24 protein-coding genes and 1 pseudogene are annotated in these 16,476 nt (G+C 39.0%); 7 read left to right on the forward strand and 18 right to left on the reverse strand.

The features are described from left to right. Nucleotides 1-158 precede the first annotated feature (158 nt). Nucleotides 159-1,028 carry a stalk domain-containing protein gene (locus tag MFF31_RS22890; RefSeq protein WP_238191343.1) on the forward strand — a complete coding sequence of 290 codons (870 nt, stop codon included), beginning with the start codon at nucleotides 159-161 and terminating at the stop codon, nucleotides 1,026-1,028. A gap of 283 nt (nucleotides 1,029-1,311) precedes the next feature. Here MFF31_RS22890 and MFF31_RS22895 read toward each other — a convergent pair whose 3' ends face one another. The 6 genes and pseudogenes from MFF31_RS22895 to MFF31_RS22920 all read right to left on the reverse strand — a co-directional run bounded on the left by MFF31_RS22895 (nucleotide 1,312) and on the right by MFF31_RS22920 (nucleotide 3,974). Further along, a complete protein-coding gene (locus MFF31_RS22895) occupies nucleotides 1,312-1,596 on the reverse strand; it encodes a hypothetical protein (protein WP_238191345.1) in 285 nt (94 codons plus the stop codon). After that, nucleotides 1,593-1,996 (reverse strand): annotated as a pseudogene (locus tag MFF31_RS22900) (DnaB-like helicase C-terminal domain-containing protein); the annotation flags it as partial. The gene MFF31_RS22895 and the pseudogene MFF31_RS22900, both read right to left, overlap by 4 nt. A gap of 14 nt (nucleotides 1,997-2,010) precedes the next feature. Continuing rightward, a complete protein-coding gene (locus tag MFF31_RS22905) occupies nucleotides 2,011-3,024 on the reverse strand; it encodes a PDDEXK family nuclease (protein WP_238191346.1) in 1,014 nt (337 codons plus the stop codon). A gap of 96 nt (nucleotides 3,025-3,120) precedes the next feature. Further along, nucleotides 3,121-3,435 carry a hypothetical protein gene (locus tag MFF31_RS22910; RefSeq protein ID WP_238191348.1) on the reverse strand — a complete coding sequence of 105 codons (315 nt, stop codon included), beginning with the start codon at nucleotides 3,433-3,435 and terminating at the stop codon, nucleotides 3,121-3,123. A 21-nt stretch (nucleotides 3,436-3,456) separates the two neighbouring features. After that, nucleotides 3,457-3,759: a hypothetical protein gene (locus MFF31_RS22915; RefSeq protein WP_238191351.1), complete on the reverse strand. Its 303-nt coding sequence runs from the start codon at nucleotides 3,757-3,759 to the stop codon at nucleotides 3,457-3,459. A gap of 5 nt (nucleotides 3,760-3,764) precedes the next feature. Then, nucleotides 3,765-3,974: a hypothetical protein gene (locus tag MFF31_RS22920; RefSeq protein WP_238191353.1), complete on the reverse strand. Its 210-nt coding sequence runs from the start codon at nucleotides 3,972-3,974 to the stop codon at nucleotides 3,765-3,767. Between the two features lie 680 nt (nucleotides 3,975-4,654). On the opposite strand from MFF31_RS22920, the gene MFF31_RS22925 reads away from it, so the two are divergent. Next, nucleotides 4,655-5,236 carry a hypothetical protein gene (locus MFF31_RS22925; protein ID WP_238191355.1) on the forward strand — a complete coding sequence of 194 codons (582 nt, stop codon included), beginning with the start codon at nucleotides 4,655-4,657 and terminating at the stop codon, nucleotides 5,234-5,236. A 167-nt stretch (nucleotides 5,237-5,403) separates the two neighbouring features. Continuing rightward, a complete protein-coding gene (locus MFF31_RS22930) occupies nucleotides 5,404-5,901 on the forward strand; it encodes a hypothetical protein (protein WP_238191356.1) in 498 nt (165 codons plus the stop codon). A 46-nt stretch (nucleotides 5,902-5,947) separates the two neighbouring features. Here MFF31_RS22930 and MFF31_RS22935 read toward each other — a convergent pair whose 3' ends face one another. From MFF31_RS22935 to MFF31_RS22965, 7 genes are all read right to left on the reverse strand, one after another. After that, entirely contained in the window at nucleotides 5,948-6,607 is a 660-nt protein-coding gene (locus MFF31_RS22935; RefSeq protein WP_238191357.1) for an SGNH/GDSL hydrolase family protein, read from the reverse strand. Further along, a complete protein-coding gene (locus MFF31_RS22940; protein WP_238191358.1) occupies nucleotides 6,604-7,182 on the reverse strand; it encodes a hypothetical protein in 579 nt (192 codons plus the stop codon). The genes MFF31_RS22935 and MFF31_RS22940 overlap by 4 nt, the downstream gene beginning before the upstream one ends. An 11-nt stretch (nucleotides 7,183-7,193) precedes the next feature. Then, nucleotides 7,194-7,631, reverse strand: coding sequence for a LamG-like jellyroll fold domain-containing protein (locus MFF31_RS22945; RefSeq protein WP_248565555.1), 438 nt, complete (start codon nucleotides 7,629-7,631; stop codon nucleotides 7,194-7,196). Nucleotides 7,632-7,700: 69 nt separating this feature from the next. After that, a complete protein-coding gene (locus MFF31_RS22950; RefSeq protein ID WP_238192220.1) occupies nucleotides 7,701-8,981 on the reverse strand; it encodes a fibronectin type III domain-containing protein in 1,281 nt (426 codons plus the stop codon). Nucleotides 8,982-9,002: 21 nt separating this feature from the next. Further along, nucleotides 9,003-9,356: a hypothetical protein gene (locus MFF31_RS22955; RefSeq protein WP_238191359.1), complete on the reverse strand. Its 354-nt coding sequence runs from the start codon at nucleotides 9,354-9,356 to the stop codon at nucleotides 9,003-9,005. Continuing rightward, nucleotides 9,356-9,508, reverse strand: coding sequence for a hypothetical protein (locus MFF31_RS22960; protein ID WP_238191360.1), 153 nt, complete (start codon nucleotides 9,506-9,508; stop codon nucleotides 9,356-9,358). The genes MFF31_RS22955 and MFF31_RS22960 overlap by 1 nt, the downstream gene beginning before the upstream one ends. A 52-nt stretch (nucleotides 9,509-9,560) precedes the next feature. Continuing rightward, nucleotides 9,561-10,358, reverse strand: coding sequence for a putative phage abortive infection protein (locus MFF31_RS22965; protein ID WP_238191361.1), 798 nt, complete (start codon nucleotides 10,356-10,358; stop codon nucleotides 9,561-9,563). A 103-nt stretch (nucleotides 10,359-10,461) separates the two neighbouring features. On the opposite strand from MFF31_RS22965, the gene MFF31_RS22970 reads away from it, so the two are divergent. Both MFF31_RS22970 and MFF31_RS22975 read left to right on the forward strand, forming a co-directional pair. Then, nucleotides 10,462-10,623 carry a hypothetical protein gene (locus MFF31_RS22970; protein WP_238191363.1) on the forward strand — a complete coding sequence of 54 codons (162 nt, stop codon included), beginning with the start codon at nucleotides 10,462-10,464 and terminating at the stop codon, nucleotides 10,621-10,623. A gap of 2 nt (nucleotides 10,624-10,625) precedes the next feature. Beyond that, the gene (locus MFF31_RS22975; RefSeq protein ID WP_238191364.1) at nucleotides 10,626-10,820 is read left to right on the forward strand and encodes a hypothetical protein; all 195 of its coding nucleotides are present in this window, start codon (nucleotides 10,626-10,628) and stop codon (nucleotides 10,818-10,820) included. Here the strand turns inward: MFF31_RS22975 and MFF31_RS22980 are convergent, their stop codons facing one another. Together MFF31_RS22980 and MFF31_RS22985 are read right to left on the reverse strand one after the other, a co-directional pair. Beyond that, the gene (locus MFF31_RS22980; RefSeq protein WP_238191366.1) at nucleotides 10,821-11,159 is read right to left on the reverse strand and encodes a YolD-like family protein; all 339 of its coding nucleotides are present in this window, start codon (nucleotides 11,157-11,159) and stop codon (nucleotides 10,821-10,823) included. It lies immediately after the preceding gene. Between the two features lie 747 nt (nucleotides 11,160-11,906). Then, nucleotides 11,907-12,113 carry an Acb2/Tad1 domain-containing protein gene (locus MFF31_RS22985; RefSeq protein ID WP_238191368.1) on the reverse strand — a complete coding sequence of 69 codons (207 nt, stop codon included), beginning with the start codon at nucleotides 12,111-12,113 and terminating at the stop codon, nucleotides 11,907-11,909. A gap of 707 nt (nucleotides 12,114-12,820) precedes the next feature. Between MFF31_RS22985 and MFF31_RS22990 the strand changes: the two genes are divergently transcribed. Together MFF31_RS22990 and MFF31_RS22995 are read left to right on the forward strand one after the other, a co-directional pair. Next, on the forward strand, nucleotides 12,821-13,009 hold the full coding sequence (locus MFF31_RS22990) for a hypothetical protein (RefSeq protein ID WP_238191370.1): 189 nt from the start codon (nucleotides 12,821-12,823) through the stop codon (nucleotides 13,007-13,009). A gap of 8 nt (nucleotides 13,010-13,017) precedes the next feature. Next, on the forward strand, nucleotides 13,018-14,352 hold the full coding sequence (locus tag MFF31_RS22995; protein WP_238191372.1) for a hypothetical protein: 1,335 nt from the start codon (nucleotides 13,018-13,020) through the stop codon (nucleotides 14,350-14,352). Between the two features lie 4 nt (nucleotides 14,353-14,356). Here the strand turns inward: MFF31_RS22995 and MFF31_RS23000 are convergent, their stop codons facing one another. From MFF31_RS23000 to MFF31_RS23010, 3 genes are read right to left on the reverse strand one after another with little or no spacing between them, the layout of a single operon-like run. Then, nucleotides 14,357-14,698 (reverse strand): hypothetical protein, encoded by a 342-nt coding sequence (locus MFF31_RS23000; RefSeq protein WP_238191373.1) that lies wholly within the window; start codon nucleotides 14,696-14,698, stop codon nucleotides 14,357-14,359. 30 nt (nucleotides 14,699-14,728) lie between these two features. Then, complete coding sequence (locus MFF31_RS23005; RefSeq protein WP_238191375.1) at nucleotides 14,729-15,103, reverse strand: hypothetical protein; 375 nt, start codon at nucleotides 15,101-15,103, stop codon at nucleotides 14,729-14,731. Next, complete coding sequence (locus MFF31_RS23010) at nucleotides 15,087-16,304, reverse strand: tyrosine-type recombinase/integrase (RefSeq protein ID WP_238191377.1); 1,218 nt, start codon at nucleotides 16,302-16,304, stop codon at nucleotides 15,087-15,089. Before MFF31_RS23010 ends, MFF31_RS23005 begins: the two co-directional genes overlap by 17 nt. Nucleotides 16,305-16,476 lie beyond the last annotated feature (172 nt).

Raw genomic sequence — 16,476 nt, forward strand, 5'->3', positions numbered from 1 at the left:
CACGGGTGTATTGTGTTGTCATTCAGAGACCCCCTCTTTTCAATAAGTTGTTTATTTCACGATTATGACTTATGAAAACCTATCTCTTATGATTCTATATACCTATATTTCAATATGTGCTAGTATTACAGAATCACACTCACTGGGGGAATTTTACTATGAAAAAATCATTTTCTATCGTTTTATCCTTTCTATTACTATTTGTGTTGATGCCAACAACTCTATCTGCTGAAACAGCTTATAGTGTCTATGTAGATGGTGTAAATGCCAAAGCTACTGTTGCTATCAAAAACAAAGTTTACTATGTTGAGCCAAAAGCTATTTTTACTACTTCTGGATATACATACACTTACGACATGAAAACAAAATCTTATGTGGTTCAAAAAGGGAAAGAAGCAAAAATTTCTTTTAAACTAAATGATAAATCCTACTTAGTAAACGGAATCAAAAATCAAATTCAAACACCTGCTCTAACCATTCAAAAGAAGACTATGATCTCGACTGAATTTTTTGCTAAAATAACTGGAAAAGCACAAAAAATATCTTCTGCTGATAAGATTATTAGTTTTGGAGATTACAATCCTTCTGAACTTGGAAACATTAAGGGTGCAATAACTTGGCAATACAATGAATATGTTGGCACCAAACCTGATGTAGGAGCAAATGTAACATTAATCCCAACTGTAGTTAACAAAATAGTAAATGATACTTTTTTCGCTCTTACATTGAAACAAGTAGATCAAGGCACAAATGGTATTTACACAACACTTGTTGATGGCAACGGAGACTACAACATTGATGATGTGCCAGCAGGTAAATACTTTTTACTCATATCTTCCAATAATACAAATAGCGACTTAACGGTTGAGAAGGATGACATGGATACACTTTCACAAATTTTTGATAAGGAAACCATGGAAATGCTTGAACTCAACTTAAAACTCGAAAAATATGAACTAAAAACGATTACGATTAAAAAAGATAAAACTATTACAGAGAGTCATGATTTTGGGTATACCTATTTCTAAATTTACGAGCCTACTTTTTAGTAGGCTTTTTTCTTTATTTCCTAATTTGATTTTAGATCGTCCATTACATCCCCGTTCATATCGTTACCTCCCATATTTCAAATCCAACATCGGTTGACTCCAAGGGATCTGATCAGCGATTTGCAAGTACTCTACACGAGCAGTCTCGTATGACATGTTACGCCCACCTGTAAACCACTTCTTTGACTCAGTCCTGATAGTGTCCATATGTGTCTGACAGAGCGGCACAAGCGAAAACGTGCCGATTGAAAGCGATCTGCAATCAGGGTATCCGCATCTTTCCAAGGTGATCTCTCCTTTCTCGGTCTCGGTAATTTTCGATCAGGGCACACATTCGGTCGTATTTCACTAGAGCCATTTCAATCACACGCTCTTGTTTTCGCTTTTCCAAAATCGGCATGAATGGATTCTTAACCTTAGTTTGGAGCTCCTCGATTTTGATAGCTGAAAATACGATGTACTCCAAAATGAGTGTGTAATCGTCTTCCGTGTGAATTACATCCGGTATTGTCGGGTACTCGTCTTTATTCATCCGTGGATAGCTCATTTCTTCGCACCATCACCAACAGAATCTAGGTCAGCATACTTGCCGAAGTTTTTAAGAAACACCATCTCCACAGTTCCTAGTGGTCCATTTCTCTGCTTAGCAATTATGATCTCGACAATGTTTTTCTTCTCTGTATCCTTGTTGTAGTAGTCATCCCTATGAAGGAACACAACATTGTCTGCGTCCTGCTCAACGCTACCTGAGTCTCTTAGATCACTGAGCATCGGGTGTTTGTCTTGGCGCTGTTCTACGCCCCTACTAAGTTGTGATAGAGCATTAACCTTAACCTTCAATTCCCTCGCTATCCGCTTGCACGTCTTGGAGATATAAGCTACTCGTTCCTGTGTGTTGGGAAACCCTTTTCGCTCTCCAAAAGTTGAAGGTAATCGATAAGAACTAAAATTTTGTGAATGCCTATTTGGGCAAACTTTTTCTGATGACATCCTTCAAGATACTTCGTCCTCTATCACCTGTACCTTTAATCATCTTGTAGTTAAGGCGTAGCAATGGAATCTTATTCGCCCAACAGTAAGCTTCCTTCACTTCATCTCTCTTCTTTATCAACAACAACCTCTCAGTTCCTCCCATGTACTTAGTGGCTCTGAAATGTTGTTCCCCATCGTATTCAATGAGGAAATCCAGCTTAGAGTCTTTGTATATAGCGAAGTCAAAGAACAATGGATTCTTATATCGACATCCATCTAGCCTTACCTCTCGCTTGTACACAACACCTAGTTCATCTAGTATCTTGCAAATCAAGATCACTGTTGCTGACATAGAGTTCCTACTACAAAGTCTGCACCCTCGTCCATTCAGAAGAGAATCTGCACGTTTATTGATGATTTCACCACAGATTGAATGCTTTACTTTAATCGCTTCGTGCATGTTTTCCCACGTACCAATGACCTCAAACTCATCACCCCATATCTCTTTAACTTTGTTGACAAACTTATCATGAGTCCATGCTGGTTCACGTTTAGGTTTTGGCGGCCTGTTCTTTGCTTCTTCCCTTGCCTTCCACAGTTCACAGTTGCAACCGCGTTTACCGTATAAAAGATCATCAGGCCTTGCATTGAATTCTCTACTACACCTACACCTGAGCCTTGTGGATGTCTTAGCGTCGACATACTCACCTATCAAAGAGTACTTGTTCCCAAACTTCTTAGAGAGCCTAGTGATAAAATCAGCAGTCAACTTTTCGGGTGTTTTTTGTGCATTCCTTCCTGCTTGTGAATTCTTGATCCGTGAGCAGTGTACGCATCCATAACGTATTGCCTCACTTGCAGGCTTATTGCTCTCATTTCCGCAGCTACTACATTCAATAGATATGATAGATTGAGATCCATTGTATAAACTCTTTAAGGTTAAGGAGTGATTCCATTTCATATCAAAACGCGCTTTATATTCTTCTGGAGTTATGAACTTCATCGCTCCTCTAAGTGTCCGAGAAAACAAAAAAAGGCCCAGCACTCAGCACCTGTAATAGCGTACCGAACACTGGGCCTCTAAGGGTCTCTCGTTCATTTATTTTCTTGGTATAAAACGTTCTTGTTCTTCCCTGCGAACGTTAGCGATTAATTGTTTCAGTTCATCAAGTGTGAATACGTACATCTCTGACCTAAACTCAAAAGTTCCCATACTATAAATCCCCGATGATACCATCTCCTTAGTAAGACTTATTTTACTTGAATTTTGAAAAGCTTCTACTAATGAATGAGCTATATCATTCTTTACCCACTCTTCCAACTCCCTTTGTCCTATCCTAGCTGCTTCTTCAACACTAAAACCATGTGTTGCTACGAATCTTGGCTCACTGATTCCGTCAAATAGTTTGGACATCTAGCGTCTCTCCATTCATGTTTATTTAATTTTGCGAAGCAAATCTACTTGTTCTTTTAATTGAGCAATCAGTCTATCTCTTGAGCTGAGCGCAATAACATGGTTGATAGGGTTATTCATTAAGTACCCGTTCATACATCCATTAACAAAATCCAGAGCGTCTTCTGAGCTTATTGGCAAATAACTTGTCAACTCCGACAACTCCTTATCACTCTTCGGGCCTACCGTATTGATAAGTTTGCAACGTGTACATACGATCTCTGCTCTACCCTGTATCTTTGCTAGCAGCTTATTACAATCGCTACACCGGAACTCTTGGAGCATGGTCCTCACCCTTTCTTATAACACGTTTTACACTTCACATTCCGCTTGATCCACTGGAGTTGCTGCTCAACACCAATATGCTCATACACAATCTCTCTGCTCTGACCTTCATGCCCGCATTTGTAGACCACATCAACCGTTTGCACAGTCGGGCTTCGTTTCGACTCGCGCGCCGCAATATTATTCTTTTGTATCTCTTTCCTGCTACGTTTCATTAATGCATCATCTCTTTTTTGGTTTAAAAGGGTATTAAAAAAAGCCACCTTCATATTAAAAGTGGCTTCTTCATCTATTTATCTATTTATACTCTTATACTTTATAGCACGTATGATAGTGCGAGCGTCTTTAAAAACGTATGAACCCAATTAGAGATAAGGGGCTTTACCGCCCCTCTGCCTATCGGCATTCACCTGGACAGATCGGCTTACGCCGACCGTTTGTTTTTACGATCTTTTTTTTATTTATTAATGATTAAAAGAATGAAGAGCACGCATAATCGCTAATGCTCATGCGCTGCGTATGGCACGCTTTAAAAGAACTTGTACTTAGTAACTAGAGAGGAAGAACAAGTCCATTATACTGAGAAATGATCGTGTTATCCAAACCCGATTTAAGGTCAAATTCGCCCAAATTATCAGAACATACGTTTGGCTAGTGTTATTTACTTCCATTTTCATAGGATTGCTCGATTTATCGACTACTTTGATTCTTAGATATGCAGTTTTATGGTAACTTGGAATGGATTTTGAAACACCTTGCGACCATACAGGGTAAGGGATTTCAGCGATATATGAAACAGGACTTGGAACTCCCAACCAACACAAATTTCAATGCTATACATTCCCATCTCTATTATTCCGATAATGATGAGAAAATAATAATGGGAGTTGTTTGAATGATTTTAACATTTTCAATAATAGTAATTCTTCATCTTATTTTCGAGATTGTATTTACAATTAGAAAAGCAAAGAAGTTAAACAAGCCTATGCAGAAAATCCACACACAAACATCAAAATATTATAACGATATACATAAACAATATTTGGCGTATAAACATTTAACACCAGAAGAATTTCGAATAGTTAAACTTGGAGTAAGAGCATTAAGTCAAACTAGTCCATTCGAGAAAATGATGGACGTATTTACAAAAATACTGTTTACTACTGGTTTAACTCTAATGACACTAACATTGGCTACCTCTTCAACAATTCTATCCCTCTTAAATAACGAGAAGTTTATAGATGACAAGACTAAATGGAAGGAAAATGTCCAAGAGATTGTAACTACTATTGGGAACTCTTCGTCTGACGGATTTGAAAAACTACTTACTTTAGCTGCTGCTGTAACCTTAATGACTATATTTCATATATGTGCAACTCAAATGAAGAATGATTATATTTCACAACATCTAGTAGTAATCGATGAGGTTGAAAAAGAGCGTAACCTTGAAACCGAGCGTACACAATCTACTATATAATACTTGAATATGAATTCATCTAGTTTTACCAACATTATAGAATCACACTTTTGACTATTATTTTCCTAATGTAAGACAACTAAATCTAGTAATTCATACTAGACTTTTCAATTAACTTCCAATAGAATAAGGATATTACCAAAATCCCAGCACTTAGGAGGTTTCACGTGAAAAAGAAGTTCAAGGTTACTATTGCAACTGCCGCTATTACCGCCATGCTCGCCGCTACATCTGTATTTGCCGCTCTTCCTGCAGATCGATATGAGAATAATGACAATTGGTACAGTGCCTATCCAATGTATATTAATGAATCGTCAGAATTTATATTTGGTACCTTTCACAAGGTTACTGACGCGGACTACTATTCCATCACTGGTGGCCCTAGTTACAACACCCAAGTAGTTTATTTCACCCCACCCGATAATAAAGATTACGGCTTTGCAGTGTACAAGAAAAGTGATTTCGAATCTGCTCCTCCAGGCAGCGGGGTTATGCCAATAGTCCACAAAGTAGTTAGTAACTTTGATACTTCTACTTCTGGGAATCCGGCAGACCTTTATTTCGGAACTGAACCTGGTGTTACTTATATAGTTAGTGTTGTACCATTTCATTATAATATCCCAACTAACTCTTACAACTTGTGGACAGGTGCGTTCAATCAATAAATTACTCGCCCTCTTTCACCGGAGGGCTTTTCTTTTTTCAAAGCTATTAAGACATGAATTTCTTCATCGCATCAGCCATTACGCGCTGACCTTCTTTGCTTGGATGCAATTTATCTGCACTATGATACAGGGTAAAATTAAACTCATTAATTCCCGATGTACGATGTAAGTCGATTACAGGAATCGAGTAGTACTCCCCGATGTTTCGAATTGCTTGAGCGAAGTCAGCCAAAGTTGCACCGTTTCCGTTAGGCCCATTATGAAACCAACCCTCACCGTTGTCTGTTGTTGTGTGACCCATAAACTTCTGGATCGGTGTCACAAGGAACAACTTAAGATCAACATTAGTGGTTAGCAGCTTTTTGACTACAAGCTTATACGCTCCATAAAAAGTTGTATTTGCTATGTCGTTAATCGTTCCCAATGGCATATTCTTTGAATGGTCGTTTGTACCTGAGAAAATAATCGTATAATCCGCTTGGTAATTAACTGTCTTAGTCCCATCGCTTCCGTCATGGACCACGTTATACACTGACTTAAATTGGTCTGTCCCATCGAGTTCGGGAGTCATCCGAGATCCACCGATAGCAAAATTAGTGATCTTGAATCCAAGCTCGCGCTCAAACGCTCCCGTCCACCGATCTCCCCGTGTCAGAGATGTGCTCCCGTTTCCGTCCATCGAAATCGAATCAGCAAAAACATTCATCGTTTTACCCGTAAATCGAAGTAATCTATTACCTTTGGTGAAAAGCCCCATTGATCATAAGGCACAAATGCACTCGGTAGACTCAGGTAAGTTCCTTGGACAACCATTAAGTTAGCCATTTTGTCTTTTGGACCTGATACCCTCAAAAATGCTGCACCGACTGGGCTGTCATTTTGTTTACCAGCTGCAGCTGTATTTATACCCCCGGCTGCCCAATGACCAGAAATGAACTGTTTACCGCTGTTATACCACGCCCATAATAGATAGTCAGCACTTGTTGTATAGGGTAGTTGTTGACCAACTGGAATGAAGCCGCTTAAAGAGTTCAGTTCATTAACAGCAATTGTGTTTACGGTCGGATCGGCAAACCCCTTCCCCTGCTCAACATCAATAGGGTTTAACAAGTTGATTGAATCGCGGATAAATAGATCAACACTCGCCCCACTGCTGCCACCGATTGCAACTCCGTTAAACGTTGGTTGACCACCGGCTTCACCGAATTTGTCTAATACGGACTTATTTAGATGCTTATGACTCGACTGACCGCCTTTTGTGTTTGGTGACCAACCACTCATGAATCACCCTCCTATTTCAGAGCATTAAAATTTTGCGTTCTTTCAGCAGAAGAAAGCGCGCGATTGTAATATGCTGCATTTTTTAGATTTACGTTTAACCCTCCACCACTCGTACCACCTAGTATTAATGGTTTTGTACCGCTACTATCAAAACTAATGTTGCTACCGCACGCAACTTGTTTTTTAAGTACGTTGTCAATATACAACGATAGGTAAGAATCATCACTTACAACCACTATATGACAATGCCTACTGCTATCTAATATTGTGTCAACTGATTTTGATAACGTTATATAGACGTCTGCCATAGTAGTGAGGTTTTTACCAAAGAACACTATGTTAAGTTGGTATCCTGCATCTACTTTAAAGTTGATTCTATGGTTAGTAGAGTTTAATTGGTCCCTTAGTAATAAGTTTGTATATTCACCAGGAATTCTACCTGTTATCACCCAAGTGAACTGTTCACTGCTATTGCAGAATCGTTCTGGACTCGGTAGGTTACTCTTGTTAATAGGTGTCTAGGAAAAGTATAAAAGCGATGCATCACTAATATGCCCTACTCCACCACTAGGCGTTTGAGTAGTTGCTGTCATACTCGTTCCGTTAGCAACGTTACCAGCTAAATCTTTTGCCTTTACTGTAAAAATGTACTGAGTACTCGCAGTTAAACCAGTTACCTCATAGGATGTCCCTGTCACGTTTGTTAGGAATGTACTGCCTTGAAAAATATCATAACTTGCTATATCTGACGATACCGAAGCAATCCAAGTCAATGTAACTGTAGTCTCAGTCGGGTTTGTTGCAGTTAAATTTGTAACGTTGACAGGTGATGTAGTATCCACAACATTTGCTGTTGTTGCTTGAATTGTAGTTGCAATCGAACGATTACCAGACCCATCAATAGCCACTACTCGAAGAGTATATTTTGTAGCAGGTGTCAATCCGCTAACAGTATACGAAGATGCAGTTGCACCAATAGAGTTTGTTACAATGTTAAAATTATTACCATCAGTGGAATAAGCACATTCTTGTACAGCAACATCCGTAGATGATGATAGCTTCCATGATAGCGGTATCGACGTACTAGTAGGTACACCCAGAACTAATTGAGTAATCTGTAATGGTGGTGTTGAATCTACTGGTGTAGCAACTGTCGTCACCACGATCGACGTTCCAATTGCAACATTGCCAGCTTCATCTCTAGCCTTAACGTAGAATGTGTATTGCGTGTTTTGAGTAAGATTTGTCACGTTATAAGATGTACCTGCAACAGACCCTATTAATGTTTGACCTCTGTACACATCATAACCAACTGTATCCGGAGAGACTGACGGTACCCATTGTAATGTTACAGTTGTTTCCGTCACTCCCATAAACTCTAAACCCGTCACGTTTTCGGGTGCTGTAACATCGATAGGTGGTGTGATAACAACAGCAGCTGACGCTCCATATTGTTGTAATACATCGATAAACCACTCACCAGAAGCAACTATACTCATTGATTTAAAAGGCTTTTTGAAAATTTGCTCAAAGACAGGTCTTGTCACACCATCAATCGTAAAAGTCATACGAGATTCACTGGCATTAAAGATAGCCACTCCATGCATCTCTTCGTCAAAAACCTTCGTCATGTTGCCTGTGCCACTAAAATAGTCAGAAGATACTAATTGAACCGACTGGGCTTTGTAAGCACCACCAGACACCTCGACAATCTCCCAATTTCCTTCTCCGTTGTCCAGTGCCTGGTTCCAACCCTGAGCAGGAAATGTGTTCCCTATCCGTATCATCGGTTTATCCATGTACCCCAAATTTTCCGCCTCCTAGTCCAATGTGTTTAAAACAATGATTTCTATATAACCAGAAGTCGGGAAGGTCTCTCTACTCCGATCAGGATATGTAACCTCAAATTCGCCACACATGTTTCCAATCTGATCCGTTTCCCCTGGCTCAAATGCAAATGCTACTCTTCCTTTAACAGCATCCAAAATAAGTGCTTCACGATTGATGAGTAGCTTACTAGTTATATTTTCATCGCTCAACTTGTAGTTAGGCGGTGCAGTAGCCATTTTAAATCGAACAGCACATCCTTGGAGTGGTATTGGTACTCCTTTAGGACTTTTTAACGTGGCTGCTATTGGCTTTCGTGTATCGCCTTTTTTGATATAGAGGGTCACTAGTCAACCTCCTTCTTCTCAGCTACAGGCTGCGCTATACCAATGAATGAAGTCAATGTCTCTATTTTAATAATCTCGACCTCTACAATGTTTGCGGTAGGTTCCAACTCGATGCCGTCTAAGTTTAGGTCTTGAAATGTAGGCCCCTTCACACGATCACTCCTTTTTGGGCAAAGAAAAAAGCCACTCGATTGAGTAGCTTTTTTACATCATATTTTCCGATTTAGCTAACAGTTCCATTTCCTTCAAAACTTTTGCTGCCTTGATCTTGCCAAAAATTAAGTTAAAATTAAGATCATCAAAAAAATTGTAAAATGCGAATTTAGATAATAAGTTTTGACGATTTAATTCATTGTTATTATATAAAGAGTTATAGTACAGAAATACCAACTCATGAGGTGTAATCTGGCCCTTTAGAAAACTAATATATACTTGTTTTTCCGAAAGAGTAAGTATTTTTTCGTTATTCACAAAATCAATCACTGTCAAAATGTTTTTATAGTAATGTTCTATTGCCACACCATATTTTTTATAAGTTTCTTTAAATGCAAGTTCTTCAACTTTTCCACCGGAAGACTGCATTTGCATTTCACTTGCAAACTTTATAAAGACGATACGCCCTATTACTGAAGAATAATCAATTGAGGTAACTATTTCATTGTGTATGGACAGTAAATTAAAAAAAGTTGTTTCAAAACGTTGCCTAATCATTTGTTCTTTTTGACCGGCTAATTCTTCAGTTGATCTCCTGACTTCCTCCCTCTGAAGCGATAATTCCTGTCTCTGTAAAGCAAGCTCACTCCGTTGAATATTTATAGTATAGATCAGCCCAGCAAAAGCAAGACCAGAGAACAAAGAATTGATGGCTCCAAACATATCACCAAAAGTGCCCCGTCCATCATCAGGACTAGAACCATAATATAACTGAATTAATAACCCTGACAGACCCCAAAATAAAAAAACCATTATACCAATCCAAATTAATGGTCTGTAAGTCTTCATATGCGAAATCCCCCCCCTGATTTTCGATCTATAACATTTCAATATACAGGAAGGAAATTCCTCTTTTCATGTCGAAAGAGCTAGAAAGAAAGGAGAGTGTAAATTGAAAGCAAAGAAGTCTTTTCGCAAGCAATCCAGAGACTCAGTTGGCTCATACATCATTAAAATTTTTCTAATAGTAGCTGTACTGTATGGACTATATCAGTACTTGGAATATGCTCTTTTACAAACTGCTGAGAATGCCAAAAACTTTAAGGTGGGATAAACATGTTTAAATCACAGTTTCCGCTTATCACCGATCGTCATATTAATGCTGCTATGTTTAATCGTACACCCGTTGTCGCCTCACATGAGGGTGAAGAACTGGACAACGGTGGCACAATCGAGAAGAACGACAGACACACCGTTAAGATTAACGGGATGTACTATGTAAAATCAGTAGGTCAGTTTAAAATCCGCTAGTTACCCTTCTAGCGAGGAAAGCATCCTCGCACCCTCTATATCTTTAAATGGGAACCATTCCCCATCTACCATAAACCGTTTTTGATGTTGGTCGATCCGCTCTACTATTCCTATTACCTTCGGGTGCTCATATTTATGAAATAAGCTTACCTCGATCTGTACATGTGACATAAAAGACTCGGTTAACGCTCTTGTTACCTGTTCAACCTCATGTTCATCCAAGTTTACTCGATGTCTAAGATTGAGTGTCTCAGCTTGATAATTCAAAGCCTTACCGTGTTCGGGCAACATCATCCTCGATGATTCCCACAGTCCGTTTCCCTCTAATTTCTTTCGCATAAATAGTACACCTCCGAATATCTGATGCCCTTATTATATGCGAACAAACGTTCTTTAAACAGTCTTGACTTTTAACGAGGACGTATCTTTGCAGTCGGCTTGCAAACATGGCCATATTCATCGTAATACCATCCTCTAGACGATTTTCCTCTACATTCCTCAGTTTGACACCACTTACCTTTTGATACCTTTCGGCAATGAGCACAATTGAAAACGTCTTTCTTTTCTGCTGTTTTAAACGTGGACTTGATCATTTCCCAAAGCTTCATCCCGCACCTACTCTTTAATTAAGTCGACCGTTTACTTCGGCAGGTCGCTAGCCGCCGCGATTCGCTCCTTAATCCCCTGCGGTCGAGAATAGAAGTGATAGGAGTCTCGGACTGACAGAAGCATGACAACATCTGCCCACCGGAGGAGCGACGTATCGAAAAAGAGAGCCGGTCACACTCGTAATGTGGCAGCTCTCTGGAGATAGTTTTTTTGATCCTGCACTGCGTTCTCTGGGTCCATGCTTAACGCAGCATACTTAAATCTGACCGGAGCTCTCGTGCAGGGTATACCGTTTCAGCGTTTTTGTGGGGAGAACAGCAAACGGAATAAAGACAAACTCCCACAGTAATAGAGTGGATTGAGGAATCGAACCTCACTGATCGCATAGGCTAGCGATTGTGCTACCCGTTACACTATTTCCACATTGTGCCTCACCCTGTTACACATCGCAGAAGGTGAGGAAGAGTTCTTAATTGATTACTCGTTTCTTGCAATTGCTGCATTAGCCCAAAATACAGCTTCTTCTAGCTTAGTTAGTGCCAATGACTTTTCCCTTGAGTTCGGTGTTAGTTCATCAAAAGCAATAGCTAATCCCTTACCCAATGAACGGATCGCCTCATATTTTGCTGGCTGACCCTCTTTAGGAGGATGATACGAAAAGTTGTTTTCGATTGTCTGATTCATTCTTACACCTCGTTCTATTAATTGCCCCGCAGCTACTGAAATAGGGACCAACCAATCTACGGGGCTGGTCTAGACGTAACCTAATCCACTTAGGTTTGTTCAATTCAATTTTGGTGTTAATCTGTTAAATTATTAGCACATCACCAAACGCTCCAGTTTGATCTATATGACGTTCTAGTTTTACCAGCACATTTATATGTGCTGGAGTCTAGCGTCTGAGATAGTTGCAACCTGAACGTTTGGCGATGAGCTTGAGTGTACTTCCGACAATCAAAGCATCAACTACATTAATCGTCATTTGTGAACCAAGGAAACAAAAAAGAACAGTTGCCCGCTTGTACTACCCTTGCGACTATTACGTCGGCAAACAGGTAAGTGGTTGTGTCGGGTGCTGCTCTCTTATTCGATATCCTATAATATAAATATATCAGGTTTATATCCTAATGGCGCACAGTTACAAAGTGATTTTTCACTAAAATGTAAGCAATTAATAGTAAACAAATTTTAGCTTTTAATAAGTTCACAGAGCTATTGAACAAATCTATTGAAAAGATATAGGAAAACGAATTGTAATATATCTCGTCAGGACAAGCGAACGCAAGCTTTTCTTACAAATTATTTTCACAAGTCAATCCTACTATTGCCTTATTTCGAAAGTAAGTGTTAAGCTTCATTGAATACTATTGGAATATGAGGGGATAGAAAATATGGAATTTTTAAATAGCTTTACTGACGTATCAACATTTAAAGGAGCGGTTGTTGCTGGGTTAGTAAGTGGCCTAGTTTTCTTCATCGCCGGCTTCTTCACTGGAAAAACCTCAGTTCAAAAAAAATATGCTCGCATAAAAAACGTGGGCAACAACAACGCCAATTATGTGAACAATGACAAGAAGTAGGTGTTTCCATGCTTAAAAAACTCTTGAATAAAGCGAGAATTTTCAATAATGGTAATAAAAATCAGAACATCGTTAATTCCCCAGGTGCAATGATTCTAAATCGCTCTTTTGGTGAAGAACTTCAATATCTCGTGCGAAAAGGACAGTACGATGAAGTTGCAGCATTAATTAAACAATCTATAAACGGAGCATCTGCTCAACATCCAGCATATCCGCACTGGAGGTATGATATAAAATTAAATAATGGTCAAGTGTCGATTGCACATGTACCTAATTCCCCCAATGCAATACACACGCATCCGTTTCGGAGTCAAATGAAGCTCATCTTACCAAACGATTTTAGGGCAAGATTTAAAAATTGGAATGAAGCATTGCAGTATTCGTACGAAAAACAAATTACCTTTGAATTCGATGCTAAATCTATAGAGACATGGATTGGTGACAAAGCCATAGAAAAATATGAGTCAGAAGATGGCACTAAACAGATAAGAGTAAGCATTGAACCACAGGAGTTTCCACCACCTACACCAATGCGACTTTATCTATTTGAAGGATCTCTTTCATATGATTATTTGATTATGGGTTTAAAAGAGATAGACGGTAACTGGCTTATTTTAGACAATAGTACCCAAAAGAATCCGCAGATTAACATCACTGTTAGCATGAATCCAACCACTAATGAGGCAAAAATGCTTATTGATTTGTGTAGTGATAACTCATTAAGTGCAAAATCACAGCTTCATTATTGCTCATTTATGCAAAGTATGAAAACGAGCTCTTTTGCACTGAAATCACTTGAACATAATGTTGACATCATGGTTGCTAAAAAGTGGACAGTTGATGAAGATGAAAAAGAATTGGCCTCTTGTATTTCCTTAATGTCTGATTTAGTTGCTATTGAAAACTTTTTCGGAGTAGAATTCACATTACCCACTCACTTGACTGATGAAGATGATGACTTAATACACATTCTTAAAAAAGCAATAAACGGCACCAGCACAAATGGTACATTTTCCGCTCTAGAAATAGATGCCGATGTCAATCAAGCTAAGACATTAATTGAATTTTTTGAAGAGAAGAGCAGTGGATTCATCTTTAAAACAGATTTCAATCAAGAGATAATATTATTTGGAGTTAGTGTTACACTATTAAAGACGGAAACAACTTATAACTCCATTATAATCAAGGACTTCGAACGCTTTAAGTCGAAAACTCTTCTAATGGATAATGAAGATAGCATTAAAGTTCATTTAATTCCATCAGGAATTGATGAGAACAAATTAAGTGAATCCTATTCAACGAGCAAGAAGATACCAGGGAATGAAGAAGAGCAGGAGGATTAACCCCTCACTGCTCTTCTTCTACTTTATGATCAAACTTAAACCGACGAATCGCATCCCAAACGGCTATTTGCTGCCTGCTGTAAAAATCTCGTTGATCTTTAATCCCCACAAGAGGAGCTTCAATGACTTCACTAGCAAGCTTTAACTCAGCATTAGCAGCCATCATTTCCAGCGCATGGATAACGATCGACTCATACTCCCCATCCGATAACTTACTTTTGTCGTTCAGATAGTGCCAGTCTACACCCCTTCGTCTTTTAATCCCCTTGAGTGCTAAAAGATTACCATCGAGGATTGATAATGCACGTTCCGCTACTCGACCAGTATCAGAAAGTGCGCCGATCAAAATTAAAGCTCGGTCTCGGATAGCCTTAACTTATTCATCACGGATATCGTGGATCGGCACGCCTACGTCAGACTCCTCACAAGTCCTTACTCGCATTGCATTAAACCTTTCAATCTGTTCACTGTTGATGACGCTATAATTGTACTTACCTGAATATGTGTCAAACCAGTATGTCCACAGTGATGATGCCCGACCGTCCCAACCAACCAAATAATCAACGACTACCGTTTTTGAATTTTCTGCTGGATCTTTTTGTATCTCTTCCTCGGTTAATCCCTGCAGATCGACATACACCCGATAGCTCATTACCTCACGAATTATTTGTTGTTCCTCAATCTGTTCCCAAATAAATGAAGCAAACTCATGATTCGTTAGTTCATGCAACTCTTCATAATTGAATTTCATGAAGACACTCCCCTTCTTCCTTTTCAACTTCAACCACGAACCCTACTGTTCTGTCCAATGACAAAACTGCTGTTTCTTGACCGGTTGGAAGTAAATGTGAGTATGTGTTAAGTGTAGTAGCAACAGTAGAATGACCCAAGAGTTGTGAAACAACACGGATATCTTCACGCTCGTTAAGCATGATACTAGCACTTTGATGCCTCAAATCATGGAACGTAATGTTTGGCTCATGCTCAGGCTTAAACTTATCACAGAGGGTATACCATGTTGCCAGTACTTTAGAAGCTCGTGCTGGTGTCCCTAGTCTTGAACAAACAACATAATCATTATCTTGATAATTGCTTCCTAAGTTCTTTCTTTCTATTCCTATGATATCTTGATGTTCACGTAAAAATGCTGCAGTTAGAGGGGATATACTTATAATTCGATAACTGCTCACATTCTTCGTACTCTTTTCTTTTGCTGTATCTTTCCTTAAACTACGTCTAATTTTTATTATATTTTTATCAAAATCGATATCTTTCCATTTCAATCCTAGAATCTCTCCTTGGCGCATCCCAGTCATTACCGCCAGAAAAAATGCAATCCAATAACGAGTACTTCCTTTACTATTGGAAAGTACATATTTCACAGAATCATTGCTCCAAATCTCACGTTCTTTCTTTTCTACTTTCGGTTTTTCACTCTTCTTTAAATTTGAAGTTGGATTCTTAATTATAAGACCTAAAGCTTCTGCGTCATTAAGCGATGCATCGACAGTTGCATACATTCTTTTCACACTTGCATCTGCTAGTCCTTCACCTTCACGTTTTCCATCTTTTTTTAAATGCGAAATAAATTTTTTGATATCAAATGCGGATAGTTTGGATAACAAGATATTTCCGAGTTCTTTGTCCTTGATGTGGCAATCATAAAATGATTGATAGAGTTTAGTAGTCGTTTCTTCAACTTTATGAGCGGATAACCACTCAACAAAATATTCTCCGTAAGTACCCTTCGCTGGATCGAAATGTACACCTCGGTTCATGTCGGTGGATAATGCTTCTCGTGCTTTTTTAGCTTCGGTGCGTGTTTTAAATCCTCTCCGTGTCTTTCGTTTACCATTAACCATAACTTGAAACCACCAAGGCTTACCGTTCTTCACTTCCTCGTTAAAAAAAATCTTTTCCTTCGTTCTGCTGTCATCTTTCTTCTTAGCCATTAGAGTCATCTACCCCCTCGGAATCCCGTTATACTATTCATATTATCCAGATCTACAAATTTGCATCACTTTTGCATCACTAGATAAAAAAAAGAAAAAAAAGCCCAATAAATCAAGGCTTTTTTAGTATAGGGTATTTCCCTTCAAGATTTGTCACCCCTCCTTGCTCGGG

The sequence above is a fragment of the Paenibacillus sp. L3-i20 genome, assembly GCF_022180385.2.
In the GTDB taxonomy this organism is placed as follows: domain Bacteria; phylum Bacillota; class Bacilli; order Paenibacillales; family Paenibacillaceae; genus Pristimantibacillus.